The organism is Massilia sp. UYP34, from assembly GCF_056279385.1.
Genome location: NZ_JBWBRF010000002.1, coordinates 163,834 through 185,089, shown reverse-complemented (window position 1 = coordinate 185,089; position 21,256 = coordinate 163,834). Strand labels below are relative to the sequence as shown.

Genomic DNA, 21,256 nt, shown 5'->3' with positions numbered 1-21,256 from the left:
CCTGCCACACCCGGCTGTGTGACAATGCTTGTACGACAACAACAAAGGTCTTCCCGGTGAAAGCTCTCCTTGCCGCCTGTGTGTTTTCTCTCGCGGCGCTCGCCGCCGCTCCTGCCGCTGCCGCCGCCCCGCCGCCCTACGTCCTGGCCAATACCGAAGTACGCGACGTCCGCGCCGGCGCCCTGGGGCGCGACTACCAGGTCTTTGTCGCCCTGCCGGATTCCTATGCCACGAGCAAGCGTGCCTACCCGGTCGTGTTCGTGGTCGACGCCGACTACGCCTTCCCGGTCGTGCGCAATATCGCCTCGCGCCTGAGCCGGCACGCGGGCATGGAAGAAGCCATCGTGGTCGGCCTGTCGTATGCCAAAGGCGACGCCGCCGTCTTCAGCCGCCGCCGCGACTATACGCCGACCACCCCGCGCACGCATGCCTACCGCTCCGACATGCCGGGACGGGCGCCCGCCTTCGGCGAAGCGTCGGCCTATGGCCGCTACCTCACCGGCGAGGTGTTTCCCTTCATCGCCCGCCACTACCGCGCCGACATGGGGCGCAAGATCTTTGTCGGCCATTCCTACGGCAGCCTGCTCGGGCTGCAGATGATGCTCGATGCGCCGCGCAGCTTCGACCACTACATCCTCGGCAGCCCCTCGCTATGGTTCGACGCCGGCATCATGTTCGAGCGCGAACGCGCCTATGCGGCGCGCAACAAGGACTTGCCGGCCAGCGTGTCGTTCGGCATCGGCAGCCTCGAGACCCTGGCGCCCGGCAAGAAGCGCTCGCGCTCGGAAGAGGAGGCCGACATGGTGGCCGACCTGCGCGAATTCGATGCGGCGCTCAAGGGCCGCGGCTACCGGCATCTGCGCACGCGCCTCAAGGTGTTCGCCGACGAGGACCATGCCAGCGTCTTGCCGATGGTCGTCACGCATGGCTTGCGCGATTACCTGGCGACGCGCAAGCGCTGAGGTGCGCTACGACAGGTCGAGCGTGACCAGTCGCACGAGCACGCGTCCATCTTCGACCAGCAGTTCGCCGACCGAGACCGGCAGCGTGAAGCGGCGCCGTCCGGCGCTGCCGGGATTAACGTAGAGCACGCCGCCACGCTCCTCGCAGGCGCTCTTGTGCGAATGGCCGGCCACGACCACGCGCACGCCTTGCGCGGCCGGATCGATGGCGAGCTCCTTGAGGTCGTGCAGCATGTGGATGGTGACGCCGCCCAGGCGCAGGGTGACGGTGTCGGGCAAGGCGTGGGCCCAGTCGCCGTGGTCGTTATTGCCGCGCACGGCGGTCAATGGCGCCAGCCGGCGAGCTGGTCGAGAATGGCCGCGCCGACGATGTCGCCGGCATGGAGGATGTGGTCGCTGCCGCGCAGGAAATCGAGCGCCTGCGCTCGCAACAGCCCGTGCGTGTCGGAAATCAAGCCGATGCGCACGGGCCGGGTCGCGCTCAGCGCCGCTTGCTGCCGACCATCTTGGCCGTGGTATAGATCGAGTACAGCGCGGCCAGGCCGACCACCACGTAAACGATGCGGGTTGCCGGGGTGCCGGGACCGAACAGCGTGGCGACCATGTCGACGTCGAACAGGCCGACCATCGCCCAGTTGAGGCCGCCGATGATCAGGAGCGCCATCGCGATGTAGTCGACGGCAGACATGGCCGAGCGCTCGCGCGCGTGGACGTGGACGCGGCGGTCGGTATTGGACCGGCGGTCCATGGTTGGTGCATTGATAGTTGCCATCACAGCCTCCTTGGAAAGACGTGGGACAGCCGGGGCGTCCTGCCCCGGCACTTGACAACAAGTCTATCCCAAGTTATCGGACACGTTCGCACGCATCGGCGCGATGGCGAATCATCCCTTCCAGGAGCGCTCCAGGCCGGTGTCCGCATGGATCCAGCCGCCGCGCGGGCCGGAGCGGTAGTAGTAGCCGACCCCGCCGCCACGGAAGCTCTTGATCAAGCCGCCGAGCACTTCTTCGTTCAGGCCGGCGATGCGGATATCGGCCGCCTTCCCCACCATGTGCAGCGACTGGCGCGCGGCCGGGATACCCGCTTCGCGCAGGCGCGCGTTCGATGCCGGCGAGCGGTAGCCCGACAGGATCTCGAGCGGCTGCAGCAGGCCGTAGCGGGCGATGAAGGCCTGGGTGCTCCACAGCATCTCGAGCAGCTTGGGGTCGATCTTGGCGGTGGCCTTGCCGTTCACGTCGCGCAGCAGATGGCACAACTGCTCGTAGGCGGAATCGATGACTTCGCCATCTTTCCAGTACAGCACGCTGGCGCGTTCGCCGCTGGCTGGACGGGTCACGGACAGGGTGCGCGGCTTGACCCAGAAATCCAGGTCCAGCGCTTGCGAGTCGAACAGGTCGGGCGGCGGCTGGAGGTCGGTGGCGGCGGCGGCGGCGAGCGGCGCGCCGAGGGCGCCCAGCGCGGCCAGGCGGGCACTATGATGAAGAAAATCTCTGCGTGAAGCCATGGGGCGGATCCGTTACTCGACAATTGCGATAGCGCGTACTATAGCGTATCCGACAAGCGTGCAGAAGGATTCAGGAAGCGTGCAAATGTTATCGCTTTGTTGCGCGTAGGCGCCAGGCGCCGGCAGCTATCCGGCGCAGTTGCAGAAGCGCTTGCGCGCCGCCGGATCGCAGGCGCCGTCCAGGCGTTTCCACAGCAAATCGCATTCGAGGCCGAAGCAGGCCTTGTCTTTCCCGGCATTGATGTAGCCGAGGCGCTCGAAAAACATGCTCGCGCCCGCCGGGCTGTGCAGGTGCAGCTTGCTGATGTTCCAGGTGCGCGCCTGCTGCTCCACCGCATCCAGCAGCGCGCGGCCGATGCCGCGGCGCAAGGTGTCGGGCGACACGTAGCACAGCGCCAACTTGCCGGCCGGCGTCAACAGGGTGAGCCCAACCAGCACGCCATCGTTTTCGGCGACCACCGAATAATTGGAGGGCGAGGAAAACCAGGCGACGACGTTGGCCGGCGTTTTGTTGCCAAGCCAGGCGCCGAGCACGCCCGGCTGGCCCTGGTGGTCGGCACGGCAGCCCTCTTCGATCGAACGGCGCAGCAGATCGCAGGCGGCCGTTGCATCGTCAGGGACAGCCCTGCGGATTTCAATACGCGTGGACATCAATCATCAACTTGGAAACAGACATGAACGAACGATGACGGGCATCGCACGACCTCGACTATACACCGAAAGTAAGAAACCCTGCTGGCGCAACGGTCAAACGCGTTCGCCTTATAACCATATGACGAAACTATTGTTCCGTTTAACGGAAGAATTAGGGAACATGCACTCTGTCACTACTATTTTTCACAAGAGAGAACACACAATGCGCGACACCACTCCGAACATGCTGCGCCGCTCGATCCTGGCACTGACCCTGGCGCTCGGCGGCGCACTGCCCCTCCACGCCAGCGCGGCCAATGCCGAACTGCTGAACGTGTCCTATGACGTGGCGCGCGAGCTGTACAAGGAAGTCAACCCGGCCTTCATCGCCTCGTACAAACAGCAGACCGGCCAGACCGTCACCATCAAGCAGTCGCATGGCGGCTCGAGCAAGCAGGCGCGCGCCGTGGCCGATGGCCTGGCGGCGTCGGTGGTGACCATGAATCAGGCCAATGACATCGACATGCTGGCCGACCGGGGCTTGGTGGCGAAAGACTGGGCCAAGAAGTTCCCGAACAATGCGGCGCCGTATTACTCAACCATGGTGTTCCTGGTGCGCAAGGGCAATCCGAAACAGGTGCGCGACTGGCAAGACCTGGCGCGTCCGGGCGTGAGCGTCGTCATCCCGAATCCCAAGACCGCCGGCAACGGCCGCTATACCTATCTGGCGGCCTGGGGCTCGGTGATCAAGAAAGGCGGCAACGAAGCGCAGGCGCGCGACCTGGTCGCCAAGATCTTCAAGAACGTGCCGATCCTGGACGCCGGCGGCCGCGCGGCGACCACCACCTTCACCCAGCGCCAGATCGGCGACGTGCTGGTGACGTTCGAGAACGAAGTGAGCATGGTGCGCCAGGAATTCGGCAACGATTTCGAAGTCGTCTACCCAGGCACGTCGATCCTGGCCGAGTCGCCGGTCGCGGTCGTCGACAAGGTGGTCGACCGCCTCAAGATCCGCCAGCCGGCCACCGCCTACCTGAACTTCCTGTACTCGCCCGCGGGCCAGGAAATCGGCGCCAAGCACTTCATGCGCGTGCGCTCGGAAGCAGTGATGAAGAAGTATGCGGCCAACTACAAGCCGATCGCCCTGTTCACCGTGGACGAGGTGTTCGGCGGCTGGACCGCGGCCCAGAAACGCCACTTCAATGATGGCGGCGAGTTCGACAAGATCTACCAGGCCAAGTAACGACCTTCGACACGAAACAGCCCCGCCGCGTGCGGGGCTGTTTCGTTTGGTCTGCACATAAATTAGTCACTCGACATTTCTGTGCGACATACTTTGTTAATCCTTTGAATTGACAACGACACATTTCCGACAAAAAACGACTTCCCCTAGGGGAATTTGCTCGTGCGCCATAGACATACGGCTGGGATGGATGATATTGTCTTTAATCTAGTTGCCCCAGGGAAGCACTGATTTATTCTGGCGCGCTGCAATCGGTCACGAAAAATGTGCCCAGCAAGGCCTCGCCGGCCGCGCACAAACCGCAGCGATACCCCGTGGTATCGCGAGGATTTGCAACGCCGCTGGGCGCATTTTCTCGTGGCCGAGTGCGCCGCCATGAATGAATCAATGCTTCCCTAGCGATAGATGTTGATCCTGCGCCGCCCGGCGCCCTGACGTCAACTTCAACCCCAGATCCCAGACAAAGAATGATTAAGAAACTGTTCGCAACGGTCCTGATGACCTTTTCGGCTGCGGCATTCGCCGTCCCGTTCGGTTCGCAATCGGTGCTCGTGGTGGAGGACGATACCGGCAAGATCTTGCTTGAGAAAAATGCCGATGCGGTCGTGCCGATTGCCTCGCTGACCAAGCTGATGACGGCGATGGTCGTGCTCGACGCCAAGCTCGACATGGACGAGATGATCGAGATCGACCGCGACGACGTCGACCGCGTCAAGTTCAGCAGCTCGCGCGTGCCGGTCGGCGCCAGCATCACGCGCCGCGACGTGCTGCACCTGGCACTGATGTCTTCGGATAACCGCGCCGCCGCCGCCCTCGCCCGCACCTTCCCGGGTGGTAAAGAAGGCTTCAAGGCCGCCGTGCGCCGCAAGATCCGCGCACTGGGCATGAGCCAGACCGAGATCGAAGAACCGACCGGCCTGTCCCCGCACAATCGTTCGACCGCGGCCGACCTGGTCAAGATGGCGTCGGCCTCGGCCCGCTATCCGGAAATCGTGCGCATGACGACCGAGACCCGCGAGATCATCGACATCAACGGCCGCGGCGTCGAATACCGCAATACCAACCGACTGGTCGGCGCCAAGGGCTGGGACGTCGGCCTGTCCAAGACCGGCTTCACCAACGAAGCCGGCCGCTGCCTGATCATGAACATCACCGCCGCCGGCAAGAAGGCGACGCTGGTGCTGCTCAATGCCAACGCCTCGTCGGCGCGCATCCTGGATGCGCTGAACATCCGCCGCTTCATCACGGGCGACGAGCCGGTAAGCCGGGTGGCGCGCGCCGCGGGCGGGCCGCGCATCAAGGCCAGCGCCGGCAGCGCCAAGGCCAAGGCCCGCGCCAAGTCGAAGGCGTCGAAAGCCAAGGTGACCAAGAAGCGCGTCAAGGCCAAGGTCAAGGTCACGCGCAAGCGCCGCGACTAAAGTCGCATCGTCCCAATGACAAAGAGGCCGCAAGGCCTCTTCGTCATTCGAGCGGCGCGCTGCGTGCCCCGGGCGGCCGGACCGGCTTTGCCAGGCAGTGGGCGCTGAAGTTCTTCCTGTCCGTCACATCTGCGGCCCAGTCGCGCAAGTCGAACAGCAACTCCCGGCCTGCCAGCAGCGGCCTGCCGTCGCCCTTGTCGCTGTCGACCCAGCCAAGAACACGGCCCGGCGCATCATATTCGTCGGTCAACGTGTAACGCAATCTTGCGCCGTCGCGCAACTGCAGGTAGACGAGATTGCGCAGCTGGTTGGGAAACCCATCGCCCTGCGCCCCAGCCGACAGGCGCCGATTCAGGATGCCAGCCAGCGCCACCTGCCTGGCGGTGTCGCCAACCGTCTTGAACGTGCACCCCTGCAGCGCCAGCATGGCTTCGGTCAACGGTGCGCGTGTGAAGATACCGGACGGGAACAGGACGACCGTCGCGGAGGCGATCTGCTCGCCGTCGAGCGGCATATCCGGTGCTGCCCCGGCAGCCTGCGCGTCGACCATGAACGATCCCAGGCACAGCGACAGCAAGGTTGCGGCAAGTCGCATGACGAACTCCTAGGCCACCAGTTCACGCAAGCCGCTGGTGCGGTGCGTGCGGCTGGCGATCGCCTCGCGCAGCACCTCGCCGCTCGGGGTCACCAGCGTGAATTCGCGGCTGGCGCGCGTGATCCCGGTGTAGACCAGCTCGCGCGTCAGGATGGCATTGCTCTCGCGCGGCAGCGCCAGCACCGTGTGGCGGAACTCCGAACCCTGCGATTTGTGCACCGTCATCGCGAACGCCGTTTCCACGTTGCGCAGGCGCGTGGCCAGCACGCTGCGCACGTTGTCGCCTTCCAGGAAGTAGACCCGCTGCGCGCCGGGACGCGCGGGGTCGGGCAGGGTCACGCCGATGTCGCCGTTGAACACGCCGGTCGAATAGTCGTTGCGGGTGACCATCACCGGCCGGCCCACATACCATTCGGCGCCGCGGCGCAGCAGGCCGCCGGCTTCCAGGCGCTTCTCGATCGCTTCGTTCAGGCCCGACACGCCCCACTCGCCGTCGCGCACCGCGCACAGGATGCGGAAGGTCTCGAAGCGCTGCAGCACCTGGCGTATCCAGTCCACGTCGCCCGCCGCCCCGCCCTTGACCAGTTCGAGGTAGGGGGCGTAGCCGGCATGGGCCAGTTGCAGCAACTGGGATGGCTGCGCGTGCTCGATCCAGCGCACGCCATCGCCGTCTTCTGCACCGGCGCGCAAGACCGCCTCGGCGCGCGCCGTGTCGCCGGCATTGACCGCCAGCGCCAGCTGCCCGATCGGGCCGCCGAAGCGGCGGCTGTGACGCAGCATCACGGTCTGCTGCGCCAGCGCGCCGCCCTCGCCCGCATACTGCGCGGGAATCGCCTCGCCGCTCGCCGCTCGCACATAGGCGATGGTGTCGTCGTCGTAGTTGCCGGACTGCGCGTCGTGGCACAGGTCGCCCAGCACCGCGCCCGCCTCCACCGAGGCCAGCTGGTCCTTGTCGCCCAGCAGGATCAGGGTGGCGCCCGGCGGCAGCGCGTCGAGCAGGCTGGCCATCATCTCGAGATGCACCATCGAGGCTTCGTCGACGATCAACACGTCGACGTCGAGCGGGTTGCCGCGGTGGTGGGCGAAGGCGCGGGTGTCGGGCCGCGCCCCGAGCAGGCTGTGCAGGGTGCGCGCGGCGCCCATGCGCGCGGTCAATTCGCGCAGCGGCAGCGCGGCGCCGACGCGCTCGGCCAGCTCGCCCAGCGCCTTGTCGATCGACTGCTTCAGGCGCGCGGCCGCCTTGCCGGTTGGCGCGGCCAGGGCCACGCGCTGGCGTTCGGCGTCCGGCGCGGTCGCGAACAGCAGCGCCAGCAGGCGCGCCACCGTGTAGGTCTTGCCGGTGCCGGGGCCGCCCGTGATGATCGCGACCGAGCCGCGCAGGGCCACGGCGCAGGCCAGCTTTTGCCAGTCGGGACGCGGAGCGTCGGGCGCGGCCGCGAACAGCCTGTCGAGCCAGGAGCGCACCAGGCCCGCATCCACCGGATGGGTCGCCTCGGCGCGTTCACGCACGGCGCGCGCGACCTTCGTCTCGTCGCGCCAGTAGCGGCGCAGGTACAGGCGCTCGCCGTCCAGCACCAGCGGCTGGTCGTAGTCGAACTCCTCGCGCACCCACACCTGCCCGCAGCCGGCCAGGAGCTTCCTCCAGCCCGCCACGCCGCGCGGCAGCGGCGCCGCGGCCAACGCCAGCCGCGCCCATTGTTCGTCGCTCCAGCCCAGCAGGGACGCCGGGCTGGCGGCCAGGTCGGCCAGCTGGACGCAGCTGTGGCCATGGCCTTCGAGCTCGGACAGGATCGCCGCGGCCAGCACCAGCGGCGGCGGCGCGGCCCCGAGCTGCGCAATGAAGCGCGCGAAGGCGCCCGACAGGCGACGCAGTTCGCCGGCCTCGGTCAGGTTGCCGATCTCATGCCACAGGGCCGCAGGATCGGGTTCGATCCTGCGATCGGGGTCAGTCTTGCCCATGCTTGTCCTTGTCCAGCAATCGTTCCAGTCCGTCCAGCAGCGCGAGGTCGGGCGCCAGCACGCAGCAGCCGCGCGTGTCCGGGTTGGCGATCCCGCGCAGGAACATGAAGATCGTGCCGCCCAGCTGGACCTCGGGCGCGTAGGACGCGCCCAGGCGCGCGCGCAGCAGGCGGTGCAGCGCCAGCAGGTAGATGCTGCCCTGGATCTCGTAGCGGTGCTCGGCCATGCCGGCCTGCATCGCCGCCTGGCTGTAGGCGGCGTCGTTCGGCCCCAGCGCATTCGTCTTGTAGTCGAGCACCCAGTAGCGCCCGTCGTGCTCGAACACCAGGTCGGCGAAGCCCTTGAGCATGCCATGCAGGTCGCGCTCGGGCAAGACCGGGCGCTCGATGCCGCGCAACAGATGCGCGCGGCACAATTCGTCCAGCGCGGGCAGTGCGAGGCGCTCGCTGGGGAACCAGAATTCCATCTCGGGCAGCACGCCCTGCAGCGCGCGCAGCGGCGCGCCCAGCGGCGGCAGCGGCGTGTCGACGATCGCGCGCAGCCAGGACAGCGCGTCGTCGAGCCGGTGGCCCCAGCCGGCGCGCTCGATGCGCTTCACCAGCCGCGTCTGGCCATGGGGCTGGTCGAGGCAGTCGAAGCCTTCGCGCGCCAGCCATTCGAGCTGCTCGTGCATGAAGTTGCCCGGCACCGAGCCGCGCGGGAAGCGGTGCCAGGCCACGTCCTCGATGCGCGGCGGCAGCGGCGCCTGCGGCGCTTCCTCCAGCAGGGTCTGTTCCTGGGCGCGCATCGGCGTCGGCGGCGGCGCCACCGCATGCCGGGTCAGCGAGGTGAACGAGCCGATCGACCAGTCCTTCTCGAATTCGGCCCGGTACACCGGCGCGTCCAGCAGCGCGGGACGCGCATCCTGGCGCGCCAGCATGGTGACGCCGTCTTCCGCCTCCAGCTCGCGCAAGGCAATAGCGCCGGCAGCGCCGGCCACCGCCGCGAAGTGATCGCGCAAGCCGGCGGCCGGGATCGGCGCGCCGCCGGCCAGCAGGTAGCCGAGCGCCGATTCGTGCAGCCGGTTCTCGCCCTTGCGCGCGCCCGCCACCGCCGCCGCGCCCAGCCACAGGAAGTGGCGCGCCCGGGTCAGGGCCACGTACAGCAGGCGCAGGTCTTCCTCGATGCGCGCGCGGTCCACCGCCTCCAGCGCCTCGTCCGACAGCGCCAGGTCGAGACGGCGGCTGCCCTCGTCGTCCACGTAATCGAAGAAGGCGCGGTTGCGGCGGTTGGTCGCGCGCGCGGTCACCGCGAACGGCAGGTAGACCAGCGGATACTCGAGGCCTTTCGACTTGTGCACCGTCACCACCTTGACCAGCTCGGCGTCGCTTTCCAGGCGCAGCACGCGCTCGTCGCCGCCGCCGCCCAATCCCCCGATCTGCTCGGCGAACCAGCGGATCAGGGCCTGCTCGCCCTCGAGCTGGGTGCTGGCCTCTTGCAGCAGTTCGGCCAGGTGCAGCAGATTGGTCAGGCGCCGTTCGCCGCCCGGCTCTGCCAGGAGGCGCGCCGGCAGTCCCAGTTCGTGGATGAAGGTGCGCAGCATCGCCAGCACCCCGCGCCGCTGCCAGGCCCCGTGCAGGGCTTTCAGTTGCTCGACCCGCCGTTCCCACGCCAGCTCGTCGCTCGACAGCCGGGCCAGTTCGCCCATCGGCAGCCCCGCGGTGCGGGTGGCGAAGGCGGCGCGCGCAAGAACGCCGTCGAGCGGATTGGCGACCGCGTACAGCCAGCGCAGCACGTCGGCCGCCTCCTCGCTCTCGACCACCGAATCCTTGTCGGACAGGTAGACGCTGGCCACCTTGCGCCGCACCAGCGCCTGGCGCACGGCGGCCGCCTCGCGCCGGTCGCGCACCAGGATCGCGACATCGGCCGGCATCAGGCGCCGGAAGCTGCCGTCTTCCTCATCCTGAAAGCCGACCCGCTCGTCGTTCAGCAGGCGCACGATGTGCTCGGCGCAGTGGTGGGCGAAGAAGCTGCGGTAGTCCTCGGCCTTGAGGTCGTCGCGGCAGGTGGTGCACACGGACAGGGCCTCGATCTCGCCGTCGCCATCGACGCCAATCAGGCGCTCCCGGTGGCCGCGCGCCTTGACCGCCTCGAACGGCAGCGGATTGTCGTCGCCGCGCCGGAAGCGGAACGCCGCTGCCGCGTGGCCGGGCCGGCCGTCGCCGCCTTCGGCGTGCAGGAACAGCGCATTGACCGCGCCCACCAGCGCCGCCGTCGAGCGGTAATTGGTGTCGAGCTGGTAGTGGCGAGCGCCCGTGGCGCGCCGCGCGGACAGGTAGCTGTGGATGTCGGCGCCGCGAAAGCCATAGATCGACTGCTTGGGGTCGCCGATCAGGAACAGGCCCTGTCGCGGATCGTTGTCGCCTACCCGGTACAGCAGGTCGAAGATGCGGTACTGGTCGGGCGAGGTGTCCTGGAATTCGTCGACCATGGCCACCGGATACTGCTGCACGATGCGTTCGCGCAGCGCCGCGCCGTTCTCTCCTTCCAGGGCCAGCTTCAGGCGTTCGAGCATGTCGGCGAAGCCGAACTGGCGGTTGCGGCGCTTGAGTTCCCGCATGCGCGCGCCGATGTGGCCGGCGGCGTGGCGCAGCAGCGCGTGGGCGATCGGATCGATCGCGCCCAGCGCCTGCTGCAGCGCGGCGGTGGCGTCGAAGCAGGCCGGGACCTCGGCGCTGAAGTCCTTGCTGAAGGCGTCCACGATGCCGTCCGGGGTCAGGCGGCGCCAAGCGGTGTCGCTCAGGTCGGGCATGTGCCGCGCCGGGTCGCGCGCCCAGGCGCGCAGCGCCTCGAACCACTTGAGCAGCGAATCGGCGCGCATCTTGTTGCCGTTGAAGCATTTGGGCGCGCGTTCGCGGTGACCCGCGATCCAGCGCTCCATCGCGTCGGCGCGCTCGAGCCAGCCGTGCTTGAGGCGCGCCAGTTCGTCGCGCTGGGCCTCGGCCAGGCGCGTCACCAGCGCGCCCAGCGGCGCGCGCTCCACTTCGCCCAACAGCGGCCCGCGATGCACCAGCTCGCGTACGCTGGCCTTGAGCGCCTCGACGTCGCTCCAGGTGTCGAGCACGACGGCCAGGTTCTGCGCGTCGAGCGGATACACGTGCTGGCGCCAGTAGTCGTGGGCGGCGTCCTCGAACAGCATGCGCTCGTCGCTCACCAGTTCTTCGTCGAACAGGCTGCCGCTGTCGAAGGCGTGCTCGCGCAGCATGCGCTGGCACCAGGCGTCGATGGTGAAGATCGCCGCCTCGTCCATGGTTTCGGCGGCCAGCATCAGGCGGTGGGCGGCGATGCTGCGTTCGCTGCCCGGCGCATAGGCCCCGGCAAGTTCTTCCAGATAGGGATCGTCGGCCGCGGACTCGCCGCGGAAGTAGTCCGCCGCCTGCACCAGCCGTTCGCGCACCCGGTTGGCCAGCTCGCGCGTGGCGGCGCGGGTGAAGGTCATCACCAGGATTTCGGACGGCAATAGCGGACGCACGAAGGCGTCGTCGCCGCCGTGGCCCAGCACCAGGCGCACGTAGAGGGCGGCGATGGTCCAGGTCTTGCCGGTGCCGGCCGACGCCTCGATCAGGCGCGAGCCGTGCAGCGGGAACCGGATCGCTTCGAGTTTGCTGCTCATGCGGACAACTCCTGCAAGGGCTTGATCGTGACGGCGCCATCCATCCAGCGCGCCAGCGGTCCATACAATTCCTCGGCCAGCTCGGGCCAGCCGCCGGCGCCGCGCAGCGCTTCAAAATCGGGCCACAGCCGCGCCAGGCACAGGTCGTCCACTTCGCCGCTCTGCTCGAAGCCGCCGTCATAGGTGGCGCGCGGGTCGCCATCGGCCAGCTGCGCCAGCGCGGTGCGGCAGGCCACCGGCAGCGGCGCATCCAGGTTGGCGCGCCACAGGCGCACCAGGTCGCGCAGGATCTGCAGCGACTCTTCCCGGGCCAGCGGCGCCATCTCGAGCACCGCGTCGCGCGCGACCAGGTAACCGGCCACCGGATGGCCGGCCGCGCTGCTGCCCAGCTGGCGCAGCCAGGGGGCGATCAGCTTGTCGCCGCGCGGGCGGCCGTTGCGGTCCAGCACCTTCGACGACAGCTGCATCAGCCACGCGGTGCGCTCGCCATTGCTGCGCAAGCGATCGATCCAGTCGTCGAGCACGATGTCGTCCAGCCCGCCGTGGTCCAGCTCGAGATGGAGCGCCTGCTTGGGCGCAACTTCCGGGAAGCGCGCGCCCAGGCGCAGCCACTCGGTGCGCACCGGCGCCAGGCTCTCGACCAGCTGCTCCTGCCACATGCGGCCCATCAGGCCGATCGGCAGCACGCCCTCGCGCGCAAGCCGCTCGGCGCGCGTGGCCAGCGTGGCGCGCACCTCGTGCAGCTTCTCGGGCTCGCCGCTGTCGTCCAGCAGGTGGTCCTCGATCTGGTAACGCTCGAGCGCGTCGAGCGCGAAAGGTTCCTCGTCCTCTCCCACCTGGGCGGCGTCGGCGAACACCACGCCCAGGCGGCGGCGGAAGAAGTAGCGCGCCGGCTGGCGCAGGAAGCTGGCCAGCTCGCCCAGCTTGAGCACGAAGTCGGGCTCCAGCGCGTAGGGCGGCAACGCATCGCCCCCTTCCAGCTGCTCGGCGCCATGGGCCAGGCGCCATTCGCCGGCATAGGTCAACAGGCCGCCCTGCTGGAAATAGACGCGGCTGAAAGGCTGCAGCGCGTGTTCGGTCGTCAGGCTGGCCAGGTCCAGGTTCCAGCCATCGGCGAGATAGTCGCGCAGCTGCGACACCAGCACCGATGGCGGCTGCTCGCTGTTGTCGCGCACATTGCGCCCCACCCAGCTCACGTAGAACTTGTCGCGCGCCGCCAGCAGGGCTTCGAGCATCAGGTAGCGGTCGTCGTCGCGGCGCGAACGGTCGCCGGGGCGCGCCATGCCGGGCAGCGCCAGCAGGTCGAAGTCGGACTGGCGCGCGCGGCGCGGGAAGTCGCCGTCGTTCATGCCCAGCAGGCACACCACGCGAAACGGCACCGCCCGCATCGGCATCAGGGTGCAGAAGGTCACGCCGCCCGAGACGAACTGGTGGTTCAGCGTCGGCTGGTCGAGTTCGTTCATCCAGGCTTCGCGCAGCACCGCCAGCTCTACCCTCTCGTCGAAACCGGCCGCGTCGCACGTCTCGAGCCAGCACTGCAGGCCTTCGTTCAGGCTCTGCAGGGTGAGGCGGTCGGCTTCATCGCTGGCGGCGTAGAAGCACGACAGCATCTCGCGCGCTGCTTCGCCCCACGCGGCCGGCGTGCGCGGCGTGTCGAGCCGGGCGCGCCAATTCAGCAGGCAGTCGACCAGCTGCGCCAGCGCGCCGGCCAGCGCCGCGTCGAGCCCGCCGACCTCCGCATAGGGCTCGATGTCGGCGAAGCTGGCGCCGGCGCCGCTGGCGTAGCCCAGCAGCATGCGCCGCACGCCGAAGATCCAGGCGTTCTGCTCGCCCGCCATGCCCAGGCCCAGGCCGGCGCGGTGTTCACGGTCCAGGCCCCAGCGCACGCCGGCGCCCTCGATCCAGCGGCCCAGGATGGCCAGGTCGTCGTCGCCCAGGCCGAAGCGGCGCGCCACGGCCGGCACGTCCAGCAGGTCGCGCACCTCGCTCTGGCGGCAGCGCTGCTGCGGCAGGCGCAGCAGCCATTCGAGCGACACCAGCAGCGGGTTGACGCTGCGGTCGCGCACGTCGCCGATCTCGAACGGGATGCGGCGCAAGTCGCGCTGGCGATGCTGGTCGAACACCGCGTGGATCGCCGGCGAGAAGCTGTCGATGTCGGGCACCATCACCACCACGTCGCGCGGCCGCAGGCTCGGGTCTTGCGCGAACCACGACAGCAGCTGGTCGTGCAGGACCTCGACTTCGCGCTGCACGCTGTGGGTGACGTGGAATTCGATCGAGCGCTCGCCCGGCGCCGGCGGCACGCGCGGGTGCTCGGACAGCGGCAACAGGTCGCGCACCGCGGCCTGGACTTGCCCCAGCAGCGTCGCGCCGTCGTCGTCGGCGAACAGGTCGACCTTCAGCGGCGCAGTATCGGCCGAACCCGCTTCTTCGCTGCGGTCCTGGTTGTCGAATTCGTCCAGCATGCGCACGAAGTCGCGCCCCTGGCGCCCCCAGCTCGCCAGCAGCGGATGGCTGTGCGCGTGCAGCTCCTCGATCGGGATCGCGCCCAGGTCGACGCCGCCCCGCTGCGGCTGGCGCCGGCGCGCGGCCTTGAGCAGGTCGCGGCCATCGATGATGTCGCCCCAGTAGAAGCGGCACGGGTTCGGCACCGCGAACAGCACCTGGGTATGGCGCGAGAGCGCTGCGATCGCCTGCAGGGTCTGGTACGGCAGGGTCGACATCCCGAACAGCACCACGCGGCGCGGCAGGCGGCCGGCGGGCGCCTGGCCGGCCTCGATCGCGGCGAGGAACTGCTGGTGGATGGTCGCGCGCCCGCTATCGCGCTGCGACTCGTCCAGGCTGGCGTGCACGGCGCGCCACAGGCAGGCCTGCCAGCGCTGGTCGGGCGCCAGCGGCACGGCTTCATGGCCCAGCGAGCCTGCGGCGCGGCGCAACTGGTCGCCGCCCGCGGCCCAGTCGGCCAGCCAGTCGGCGCGGTAGACCTGGTACTGGTCGTACAGGTCGGCCACGCGCTCGGCCAGCTGCAGGCGGCGCTCGGCGTCGCCGTCGGCCAGGAAGCGCGCCAGCGGCTCGTAGCCGTCCTCTTGCAATAGGGTGGGCAACAGGCGCATCAGGCGCCAGGTGAGCGGATCCTTGTCGAACGGCGCGCGATTGGGCACCCGCTCGCGGCCCAGCATGCCGCGATACGCTTCCCACATGAAGCGCGCCGGCAGCGCCACCCGGGTGGCGGCGCATACGCCGATCTCCTCGGCCAGCGCGATCTTGAGCCATTCGGCCACGCCATTGGACTGCACGAGGAAGATCTCTTCTTCGAGGGGGCCGAGCGGATGGTTGCGCAGCCAGTCGAACACGGCGCTGCGCAGCAACTCCATCTGGTTGCCATGGAGGATCAGGAGGCCGGGGGTGATCGGGGAAGGCATGCGTGAAGCTCGAACGGTCGGGTCCACAGCATACCGTGTTTGGTCCGCTCGCGGTAGGGGCGCAGGCGGCCCCTGCCCTCAAGGGCACCTCGAAAGGCGCCCCTCAACGCACCTCGCCGTCCCGGCTACCGAACTGGGTCGAGACTTCGCGTTCGATCCGGATCAATAGTGCGCGCAGGCGCGCCGCCAGCGCCCGGGCCTGGGCGGTGCCGGCCGCGCCCAGGCGCGGCGAGCGCGTCGGTTGCGCCTCCAGGTCTTCGCAGATGGCGCCGAAGCTGGCGGCGCCGATCGCGCGCGCCGCCGACTTGAGCTGGTGCGCCAGGCTGGCGGTGTGGGTCAGGTCGCCGCCGGCCAGGGCGGCCTCGATCGCGGCCAGGTTCTCGCGTGCGGTATCGAGGAACAGGAACGCATATTTACGCATCCGCTCGGTGTCGCCGCCGGCGGTGCTGGCCAGGCTGGCCAGGTCGAGCACTTGCGCCTGCCCACCCTGCCCATCCCCGCACGACTCCGGCGCCGTGGCGCGGCCCAGGCAGCGCGCGATGGTGGCCGCCAGCAGTTCCGGCACCACCGGCTTGGCCAGGAACTCGTTCATGCCGGCGGCCAGGCAGCGCGCGCGGTCGTCGACGCCGGCATTGGCCGTCATCGCCACCACCAGGGTGTGCTGCAAGGCGGGATCGCGGCGGATGCGACGGGTCGCTTCCAGCCCGTCCATCACCGGCATCTGCACGTCCATCAGCACGCAGTCGAAGCGCTTGCCCCCCATCGCCGCCAGCGCTTCGAGGCCATTGTTGGCCACCTCGACCGCGGCGCCGGACTGTTCCAGCAGCTCGCGCGCGACCTGCTGGTTGAAGGGATTGTCCTCGACCAGCAGCACCGCGCAGCCGTCCAGGCGCACCTGGACCGCGGCCGGCGCGGCGCCCAGGCCCGCCCCCGAACGCGCGCCGGCGGCATCGTCCAGGGCCAGGCGCGCCGTGAACCAGAAGGTGCTGCCCTCACCCCGCGTGCTGGCCACGCCGACCTCGCCGCCCATCAGTTCGGCCAGCTGGCGGCTGATCGCCAGGCCCAGGCCAGTGCCGCCGTGGCGCCGCGTGGCCGACTGGTCGGCCTGCTGGAACGGCGTGAACAGGTGCGGCAGCGCGGCGGCGTCGATGCCCACGCCGTGGTCTTCCACCTCGAAGCGCACCAGCACTTCGGGACCGAAGGCGCGCGCAAGGCGCGCGCGCAGCGTGATCCGGCCGCGGTCGGAGAACTTGACGGCATTGCCGGCGAAGTTGAGCAGCACCTGTTCCAGCCGCAGCGAATCGCCGCACAGGGGCCGCATCAGGACCGGATCGATCTCGATGTCGAAGCCCAGGCCCTTGGCCGCGGCCGCGGTGCCCAGCTGGGCCTCGACGTTGCGCATCAGCGCGTCGAGCATGAAGCACACCCGCGACAGCTCCAGCATGCCGGCCTCGATCTTGGAGAAATCGAGGATGTCGTTGATGATGCCCAGCAGGTGCTGGCCCGAGTGGTCGATCTTTTCGAGGTAGTCGCGCTGACGCGCGTCGGGTCCGGCCTGCAGCGCCAGGTGGGTCATGCCGATGATGCTGTTCATCGGGGTGCGGATCTCGTGGCTCATGTTCGACAGGAAGTCGCTCTTGGCCTTGCTGGCGGCGTCGGCACGCGCCTTCAGGCGGTGCAGCTCGGTGACGTCGGTCGCCACGCACAGCACGGCCGCTTCCTCATCGACCTGCATCGGCACCCGCACCGTCCACAGCTGGCGCGGCGCGCCGCCCGGGGCCGGCTGCGCCACCTGGGCGCAGCTGCGGCGGCCATCCTGCAGCACCGCGCGATCGAGCTCCCAGGCGCCATCGGCCAGGTCGCGGCCCAGGGCCTCGACGTCGCGCCGGCCGACCAGCTCCGCCGCCGGCCGTCCGAAGCGCGAGGCGCCCTTGGCATTGAGGTAGCGGATGCGCCGCCCCGCATCCTTCAGGTAGACCTCGGCGTCCAGGTTGTCCAGCACCGTGTCGAGCAGCAGGCGCTGCTCGACGGCGGCCCGCCGCGAGCGGTACTGGGCCAGGAACAGCACGTAGACCAGCAGGGTGCCGGCGAAGCCGAAGGCCAGCGCCGCCATCGGCATCCAGGGATCGGCGCCCCGGAACATGGCGCGCTCGGGCGCGGCGAAATGCAACGTCCACCGGTTGCCGCCGAAATCCACGTCGAGGACGGTCGTGAGCCAGACGCCCGGGTCGAGCGGCGTGCGCCGCACGTCGGGCCCGTGCAGCAGCAGTTCGCCCCCTTCGGCATCGCGGTTCGCGCCGTAGACGCTGACCGACAGCGGCGCGCCGGCGGATGCCGCCAGCGCATTGTCGACCAGTTCGGGCACCGAAAAGGCGATGCCGAACGAACCCAGGTAGGCCGCGCGCCGCCCTTCGAGGCTCGGCGGGGTCACCCCGCCGCGATAGACCGGCATGCGCATGCCGAGGGTATAGTGCGGCGTGGGGTCGCGCAGGAATACCGGCTGTCCCGAGGCGCTGATGCCGCCAGTGTCGCGCGCCTGCTCCAGGGCGCGGGCGACGGCGGGCCTGGCGGCCATGTCGAAGCCGAGCCGGCGGCTGGGCTGGTCGACCGGATACTGGTAGGCGATCACCTCGTACCAGGGACGGCGCCCGGCAGGAAAGATCGCGAACTCCGGGTAGCCGCGGGCGTCGACGCTGCGATCGGCGCGCATGCCGGCGACGAAGCGCTCGCGCCCGGCTTCGGGCACGTGGGCGGCGTAAGTCACCCCCTCGATCGCCGGATAGCTGCGTTCGATGTCGAGCGCGGCGACATAACGGTGAAACGACGCCCGGTCGGGCACGGCGTCGCCGGCGCCGGCCGCATGCAGGGCCGCCAGCGAACGCACGGCGCGGCCATACGACGCGAGCGACACGTCGATCCGGTCGCGCGCCGCGCGGGCCAGGCCATCGAAGCGCCCGCGCGCCTCGTCCTCGATCGAGGCGCTGGCCACCGCATGCAGCAGCACGCCGACCGCCAGCGACAGCGCGATGCCGCCGCCCCACAGCACGAACGGCCGGCCCAGGCGCGCCCAAACCGCGCCGATGGCGTCGATTCCTGACATGGCGGAGCGCTTCATGCTTTCCGTGGAGGGCGGTGCCTGCCACCCAATATTGCTAGTATATCGGCGCGCCGGGCCGGCGCGATACTGATGAGGACAGCATGCAACACCACGACGATCCCTGGCTGTGGCTGGAACAGATCGACACCGAACAGGCGCGCGCCTGGGTCGACGCGCGCAACGCGGCCACCGAAGCCGAACTGGAGGCCGATCCGCGCTTCGCGCCGCTGCGCGAACGCCTGCAAGGCATCCTCGATTCGAGCGACAAGATTCCCTTCGTCGGCGTGCATGGCGGCTGGTGCTACAACTTCTGGCGCGACGCGACCCACGTGCGCGGCGTCTGGCGCCGCACCACGCTTGCCGAGTACCGCAAGCCGGCCCCCGCCTGGGAAACGGTGCTCGACCTCGACGCGCTGGCGCGCACCGAAAATGAAAACTGGGTCTGGGCCGGCGTGTCCTGGCTCGAGCCCGATGCCGCGCGCTGCCTGGTGATGCTGTCGCGCGGCGGCGGCGACGCCAGGGTGGTGCGCGAATTCGACCTCGACCGGCTCTGCTTCGTGGCCGACGGTTTCGTCTTGCCGGAGGCGAAGAGCGACGTGTCCTGGATCGATCGCGACACCCTGTTCGTCGGCACCGACTTCGGCCCCGGCAGCCTGAGCGAGTCGGGCTATCCGCGCATCGTCAAGGAGTGGAAGCGCGGCACGCCGCTGGCGGCCGCCATCACCGTGTACGAGGCGGCCCCCGGCGACATGGCGGCGTCCGGCTACCAGGACCACAGCCCCGGCTGGGAACGCGCGTTCGTGCTGCGCCAGATCGATTTCTATACGAGCGAACTGTTCTGGCGGCGCGGCGCGCAGCTGACCCGGATCGACAAGCCGCTCGACGCCAGCGCCTTCGCCCTGCGCGACCAGCTCGTGATCGAGCTGCGCTCGGACTGGACCATCGACGGCGTGACGTATCCCCAGGGCGCGCTGCTGGCGACCGGCTTCGACGCCTTCATGAGCGGCGGCCGCGCCTTCGAGGTGCTGTTCGCGCCGACGCCAACGACCTCGCTGGACGGCGTGGCGGCCACCAGGAGCAGCCTGCTGCTGACGGTGCTCGACAACGTCAAGAACCGCATCGTCGAGCTGCGCCGCGAGGATGGGGCGTGGCTGCGGCGCGAAGTCGCCGTGCCCGGCATCGGTTCGCTGGGCGTGTCGGCCGTGGATTCGGACCATTCGGACGACTACTTCCTCACCGTGACCGATTTCCTGCATCCGACCACGCTGTACCTGATGCAAAGCGGCAGCGACGCGCGCGAGCCGCTCAAGGCGATGCCGGCCTTCTTCGACGCCGAACCGTATGCAGTGAGCCAGCACGCGGCGGCGTCCAGCGACGGCACGCTCGTGCCCTATTTCGTCGTTACCCGACGGGGGGCGAGCGTCGGCACACCGAATCCGACCCTGCTGTACGGCTACGGCGGCTTCGAGGTGTCGCTCAAGCCCTTCTACAGCGGCATGACCGGCGCCGCCTGGCTCGAACAGGGCGGCACCTACGTGCTGGCGAACATCCGCGGCGGCGGCGAGTTCGGCCCACGCTGGCACCAGGCGGCGCTGCGCCAGCACCGCCAGCGCGCATTCGACGACTTCATCGCCGTCGCCCAGGACCTGGTGGCGCGCGGCGTCACCACGGCGCAACAGCTGGGCATCATGGGCGGCAGCAATGGCGGCCTGCTGGTCGGCGCGGCGCTGACCCAGCGTCCCGACCTGTTCGGCGCCGTGGTGTGCCAGGTGCCGCTGCTGGACATGCGGCGCTACCACCTGCTGCTGGCCGGCGCCTCGTGGATGGGGGAATACGGCGATCCGGACGATGCCGACGACTGGGCCTACCTGGCGCGCTACTCTCCGTACCACAACGTGCGGCCCGGCGAGCGCTACCCGCGCGTGCTGTTGACCACCTCGACCCGCGACGACCGCGTCCATCCGGCGCATGCGCGCAAGATGGCGGCGCGCATGCTGGACCAGGGACACGACGTGCTGTACTGGGAAAACACCGAGGGCGGCCATGCCGGCGCCGCCGACAACGCCCAGACCGCGCGGATGGTGGCGCTGACCTACACGTTCCTGCTGCGCCAGCTCGGTGCGCACCCGGCGTCGGATTCGTCCTCTCATGCGGCGTGATCGCGCTGCGCGTCAGGACGCCAGCCGCCTGGCGAACAGCGCTTCCCAGGTCGGCTCGATCTCCACGTAGAGCGCGACCGCGGTCTCGATCCCGACCGCCTGCGGCGACCCGATGCGGGTGGTGACCACGCCGGCCCGGCGCAGCATGCGCTCGATCGCGGTGGTGGTGACGGTGACGTAGCGCGACAGGCCGCGCTCGTGGGCGTGGCGGATGATGGCCTCGATCGATTCCATCGTCATCTCCGAAAAGCCATAGCTGCCGGCGCCTTCGGTCTCGATGGCGAAACGCGACAGTTCCCAGATGTGCGGGTCGCTCGGCGGCTCCTGGCCGTCGAGCAGCTGGGGGAAGGAATCCTTGAGCATATACGGCCCTTCGGTCGGCAGCAGGCGCCAGCAACCGCGCAGCGTCTCGCCGTCGCGCATGAGCATGTAGCGCGGCTCGAGCGCGTCGTAGCCATCGATCTCCATGCCGGACAGCACCGGCACTTCCCATCCCAGCCGCCCGCGGAATACCTTCGCGCGCAGCGTATGCATTTCCCACAGCTCTTTCGATGCGAATGCGCGCCGCGGCGCGATCGTGATTTGCATGCTCATTGCCAACCCCCTCCTGGT

The 21,256-nt window shown here is 69.2% G+C and carries 13 protein-coding genes and 1 pseudogene; 4 read left to right on the top strand and 10 right to left on the bottom strand.

Annotated features, from left to right (window positions below; translation table 11 throughout):
- Positions 1–56 precede the first annotated feature (56 nt).
- Positions 57–962, top strand: a complete 906-nt coding sequence (locus tag ACZ9AQ_RS04190; RefSeq protein ID WP_429202591.1) for an alpha/beta hydrolase — start codon at positions 57–59, stop codon at positions 960–962.
- Between the two features lie 6 nt (positions 963–968).
- On the opposite strand, the pseudogene ACZ9AQ_RS04185 reads toward ACZ9AQ_RS04190, so the two are convergent.
- The 4 genes and pseudogenes from ACZ9AQ_RS04185 to ACZ9AQ_RS04170 all read right to left on the bottom strand — a co-directional run bounded on the left by ACZ9AQ_RS04185 (position 969) and on the right by ACZ9AQ_RS04170 (position 3,117).
- Positions 969–1,429 (bottom strand): annotated as a pseudogene (locus ACZ9AQ_RS04185) (metallophosphoesterase family protein).
- A 14-nt stretch (positions 1,430–1,443) separates the two neighbouring features.
- Positions 1,444–1,734 (bottom strand): DUF378 domain-containing protein, encoded by a 291-nt coding sequence (locus ACZ9AQ_RS04180; RefSeq protein ID WP_429202593.1) that lies wholly within the window; start codon positions 1,732–1,734, stop codon positions 1,444–1,446.
- Positions 1,735–1,845: 111 nt separating this feature from the next.
- Positions 1,846–2,466 (bottom strand): YcbK family protein, encoded by a 621-nt coding sequence (locus ACZ9AQ_RS04175; protein WP_429202595.1) that lies wholly within the window; start codon positions 2,464–2,466, stop codon positions 1,846–1,848.
- Between the two features lie 126 nt (positions 2,467–2,592).
- Positions 2,593–3,117, bottom strand: a complete 525-nt coding sequence (locus ACZ9AQ_RS04170) for a GNAT family N-acetyltransferase (protein WP_429202596.1) — start codon at positions 3,115–3,117, stop codon at positions 2,593–2,595.
- A gap of 205 nt (positions 3,118–3,322) precedes the next feature.
- On the opposite strand from ACZ9AQ_RS04170, the gene ACZ9AQ_RS04165 reads away from it, so the two are divergent.
- Both ACZ9AQ_RS04165 and ACZ9AQ_RS04160 read left to right on the top strand, forming a co-directional pair.
- On the top strand, positions 3,323–4,342 hold the full coding sequence (locus ACZ9AQ_RS04165) for a sulfate ABC transporter substrate-binding protein (protein ID WP_429202598.1): 1,020 nt from the start codon (positions 3,323–3,325) through the stop codon (positions 4,340–4,342).
- A gap of 467 nt (positions 4,343–4,809) precedes the next feature.
- Positions 4,810–5,760 (top strand): serine hydrolase, encoded by a 951-nt coding sequence (locus tag ACZ9AQ_RS04160; RefSeq protein WP_429202600.1) that lies wholly within the window; start codon positions 4,810–4,812, stop codon positions 5,758–5,760.
- Positions 5,761–5,803: 43 nt separating this feature from the next.
- On the opposite strand, the gene ACZ9AQ_RS04155 is transcribed toward ACZ9AQ_RS04160, so the two are convergent.
- The 5 genes from ACZ9AQ_RS04155 to ACZ9AQ_RS04135 form a co-directional block, all read right to left on the bottom strand.
- Positions 5,804–6,355 carry a hypothetical protein gene (locus ACZ9AQ_RS04155; protein ID WP_429202601.1) on the bottom strand — a complete coding sequence of 184 codons (552 nt, stop codon included), beginning with the start codon at positions 6,353–6,355 and terminating at the stop codon, positions 5,804–5,806.
- 9 nt (positions 6,356–6,364) lie between these two features.
- Positions 6,365–8,314 (bottom strand): exodeoxyribonuclease V subunit alpha, encoded by a 1,950-nt coding sequence (gene recD, locus ACZ9AQ_RS04150; RefSeq protein WP_429202602.1) that lies wholly within the window; start codon positions 8,312–8,314, stop codon positions 6,365–6,367.
- Positions 8,301–11,966 carry an exodeoxyribonuclease V subunit beta gene (gene recB / locus ACZ9AQ_RS04145; protein WP_429202604.1) on the bottom strand — a complete coding sequence of 1,222 codons (3,666 nt, stop codon included), beginning with the start codon at positions 11,964–11,966 and terminating at the stop codon, positions 8,301–8,303. The genes recD and recB overlap by 14 nt, the downstream gene beginning before the upstream one ends.
- Positions 11,963–15,388 carry an exodeoxyribonuclease V subunit gamma gene (gene recC / locus ACZ9AQ_RS04140; protein WP_429202606.1) on the bottom strand — a complete coding sequence of 1,142 codons (3,426 nt, stop codon included), beginning with the start codon at positions 15,386–15,388 and terminating at the stop codon, positions 11,963–11,965. Before recC ends, recB begins: the two co-directional genes overlap by 4 nt.
- A 103-nt stretch (positions 15,389–15,491) precedes the next feature.
- The gene (locus ACZ9AQ_RS04135) at positions 15,492–18,503 is read right to left on the bottom strand and encodes a CHASE domain-containing protein (RefSeq protein ID WP_429202608.1); all 3,012 of its coding nucleotides are present in this window, start codon (positions 18,501–18,503) and stop codon (positions 15,492–15,494) included.
- An 83-nt stretch (positions 18,504–18,586) separates the two neighbouring features.
- Here ACZ9AQ_RS04135 and ACZ9AQ_RS04130 point away from each other — a divergent pair, with 83 nt between their 5' ends.
- Positions 18,587–20,644 (top strand): prolyl oligopeptidase family serine peptidase, encoded by a 2,058-nt coding sequence (locus ACZ9AQ_RS04130; protein WP_429202610.1) that lies wholly within the window; start codon positions 18,587–18,589, stop codon positions 20,642–20,644.
- 12 nt (positions 20,645–20,656) lie between these two features.
- Here the strand turns inward: ACZ9AQ_RS04130 and ACZ9AQ_RS04125 are convergent, their stop codons facing one another.
- Positions 20,657–21,238 carry an acyl-homoserine-lactone synthase gene (locus ACZ9AQ_RS04125; protein WP_429202611.1) on the bottom strand — a complete coding sequence of 194 codons (582 nt, stop codon included), beginning with the start codon at positions 21,236–21,238 and terminating at the stop codon, positions 20,657–20,659.
- Between the last annotated feature and the right edge of the window lie 18 nt (positions 21,239–21,256).

Bases quoted from the DNA above. Each gene is read 5' to 3' on its own strand.
- ACZ9AQ_RS04180 (WP_429202593.1), bottom strand. From the start codon at position 1,734: ATGGCAACTATCAATGCACCAACCATGGACCGCCGGTCCAATACCGAC.
- ACZ9AQ_RS04175 (WP_429202595.1), bottom strand. From the start codon at position 2,466: ATGGCTTCACGCAGAGATTTTCTTCATCATAGTGCCCGCCTGGCCGCG.
- ACZ9AQ_RS04170 (WP_429202596.1), bottom strand. From the start codon at position 3,117: ATGTCCACGCGTATTGAAATCCGCAGGGCTGTCCCTGACGATGCAACG.
- ACZ9AQ_RS04165 (WP_429202598.1), top strand. From the start codon at position 3,323: ATGCGCGACACCACTCCGAACATGCTGCGCCGCTCGATCCTGGCACTG.
- ACZ9AQ_RS04160 (WP_429202600.1), top strand. From the start codon at position 4,810: ATGATTAAGAAACTGTTCGCAACGGTCCTGATGACCTTTTCGGCTGCG.
- ACZ9AQ_RS04155 (WP_429202601.1), bottom strand. From the start codon at position 6,355: ATGCGACTTGCCGCAACCTTGCTGTCGCTGTGCCTGGGATCGTTCATG.
- recD (WP_429202602.1), bottom strand. From the start codon at position 8,314: ATGGGCAAGACTGACCCCGATCGCAGGATCGAACCCGATCCTGCGGCC.
- recB (WP_429202604.1), bottom strand. From the start codon at position 11,966: ATGAGCAGCAAACTCGAAGCGATCCGGTTCCCGCTGCACGGCTCGCGC.
- recC (WP_429202606.1), bottom strand. From the start codon at position 15,388: ATGCCTTCCCCGATCACCCCCGGCCTCCTGATCCTCCATGGCAACCAG.
- ACZ9AQ_RS04135 (WP_429202608.1), bottom strand. From the start codon at position 18,503: ATGAAGCGCTCCGCCATGTCAGGAATCGACGCCATCGGCGCGGTTTGG.
- ACZ9AQ_RS04130 (WP_429202610.1), top strand. From the start codon at position 18,587: ATGCAACACCACGACGATCCCTGGCTGTGGCTGGAACAGATCGACACC.
- ACZ9AQ_RS04125 (WP_429202611.1), bottom strand. From the start codon at position 21,238: ATGAGCATGCAAATCACGATCGCGCCGCGGCGCGCATTCGCATCGAAA.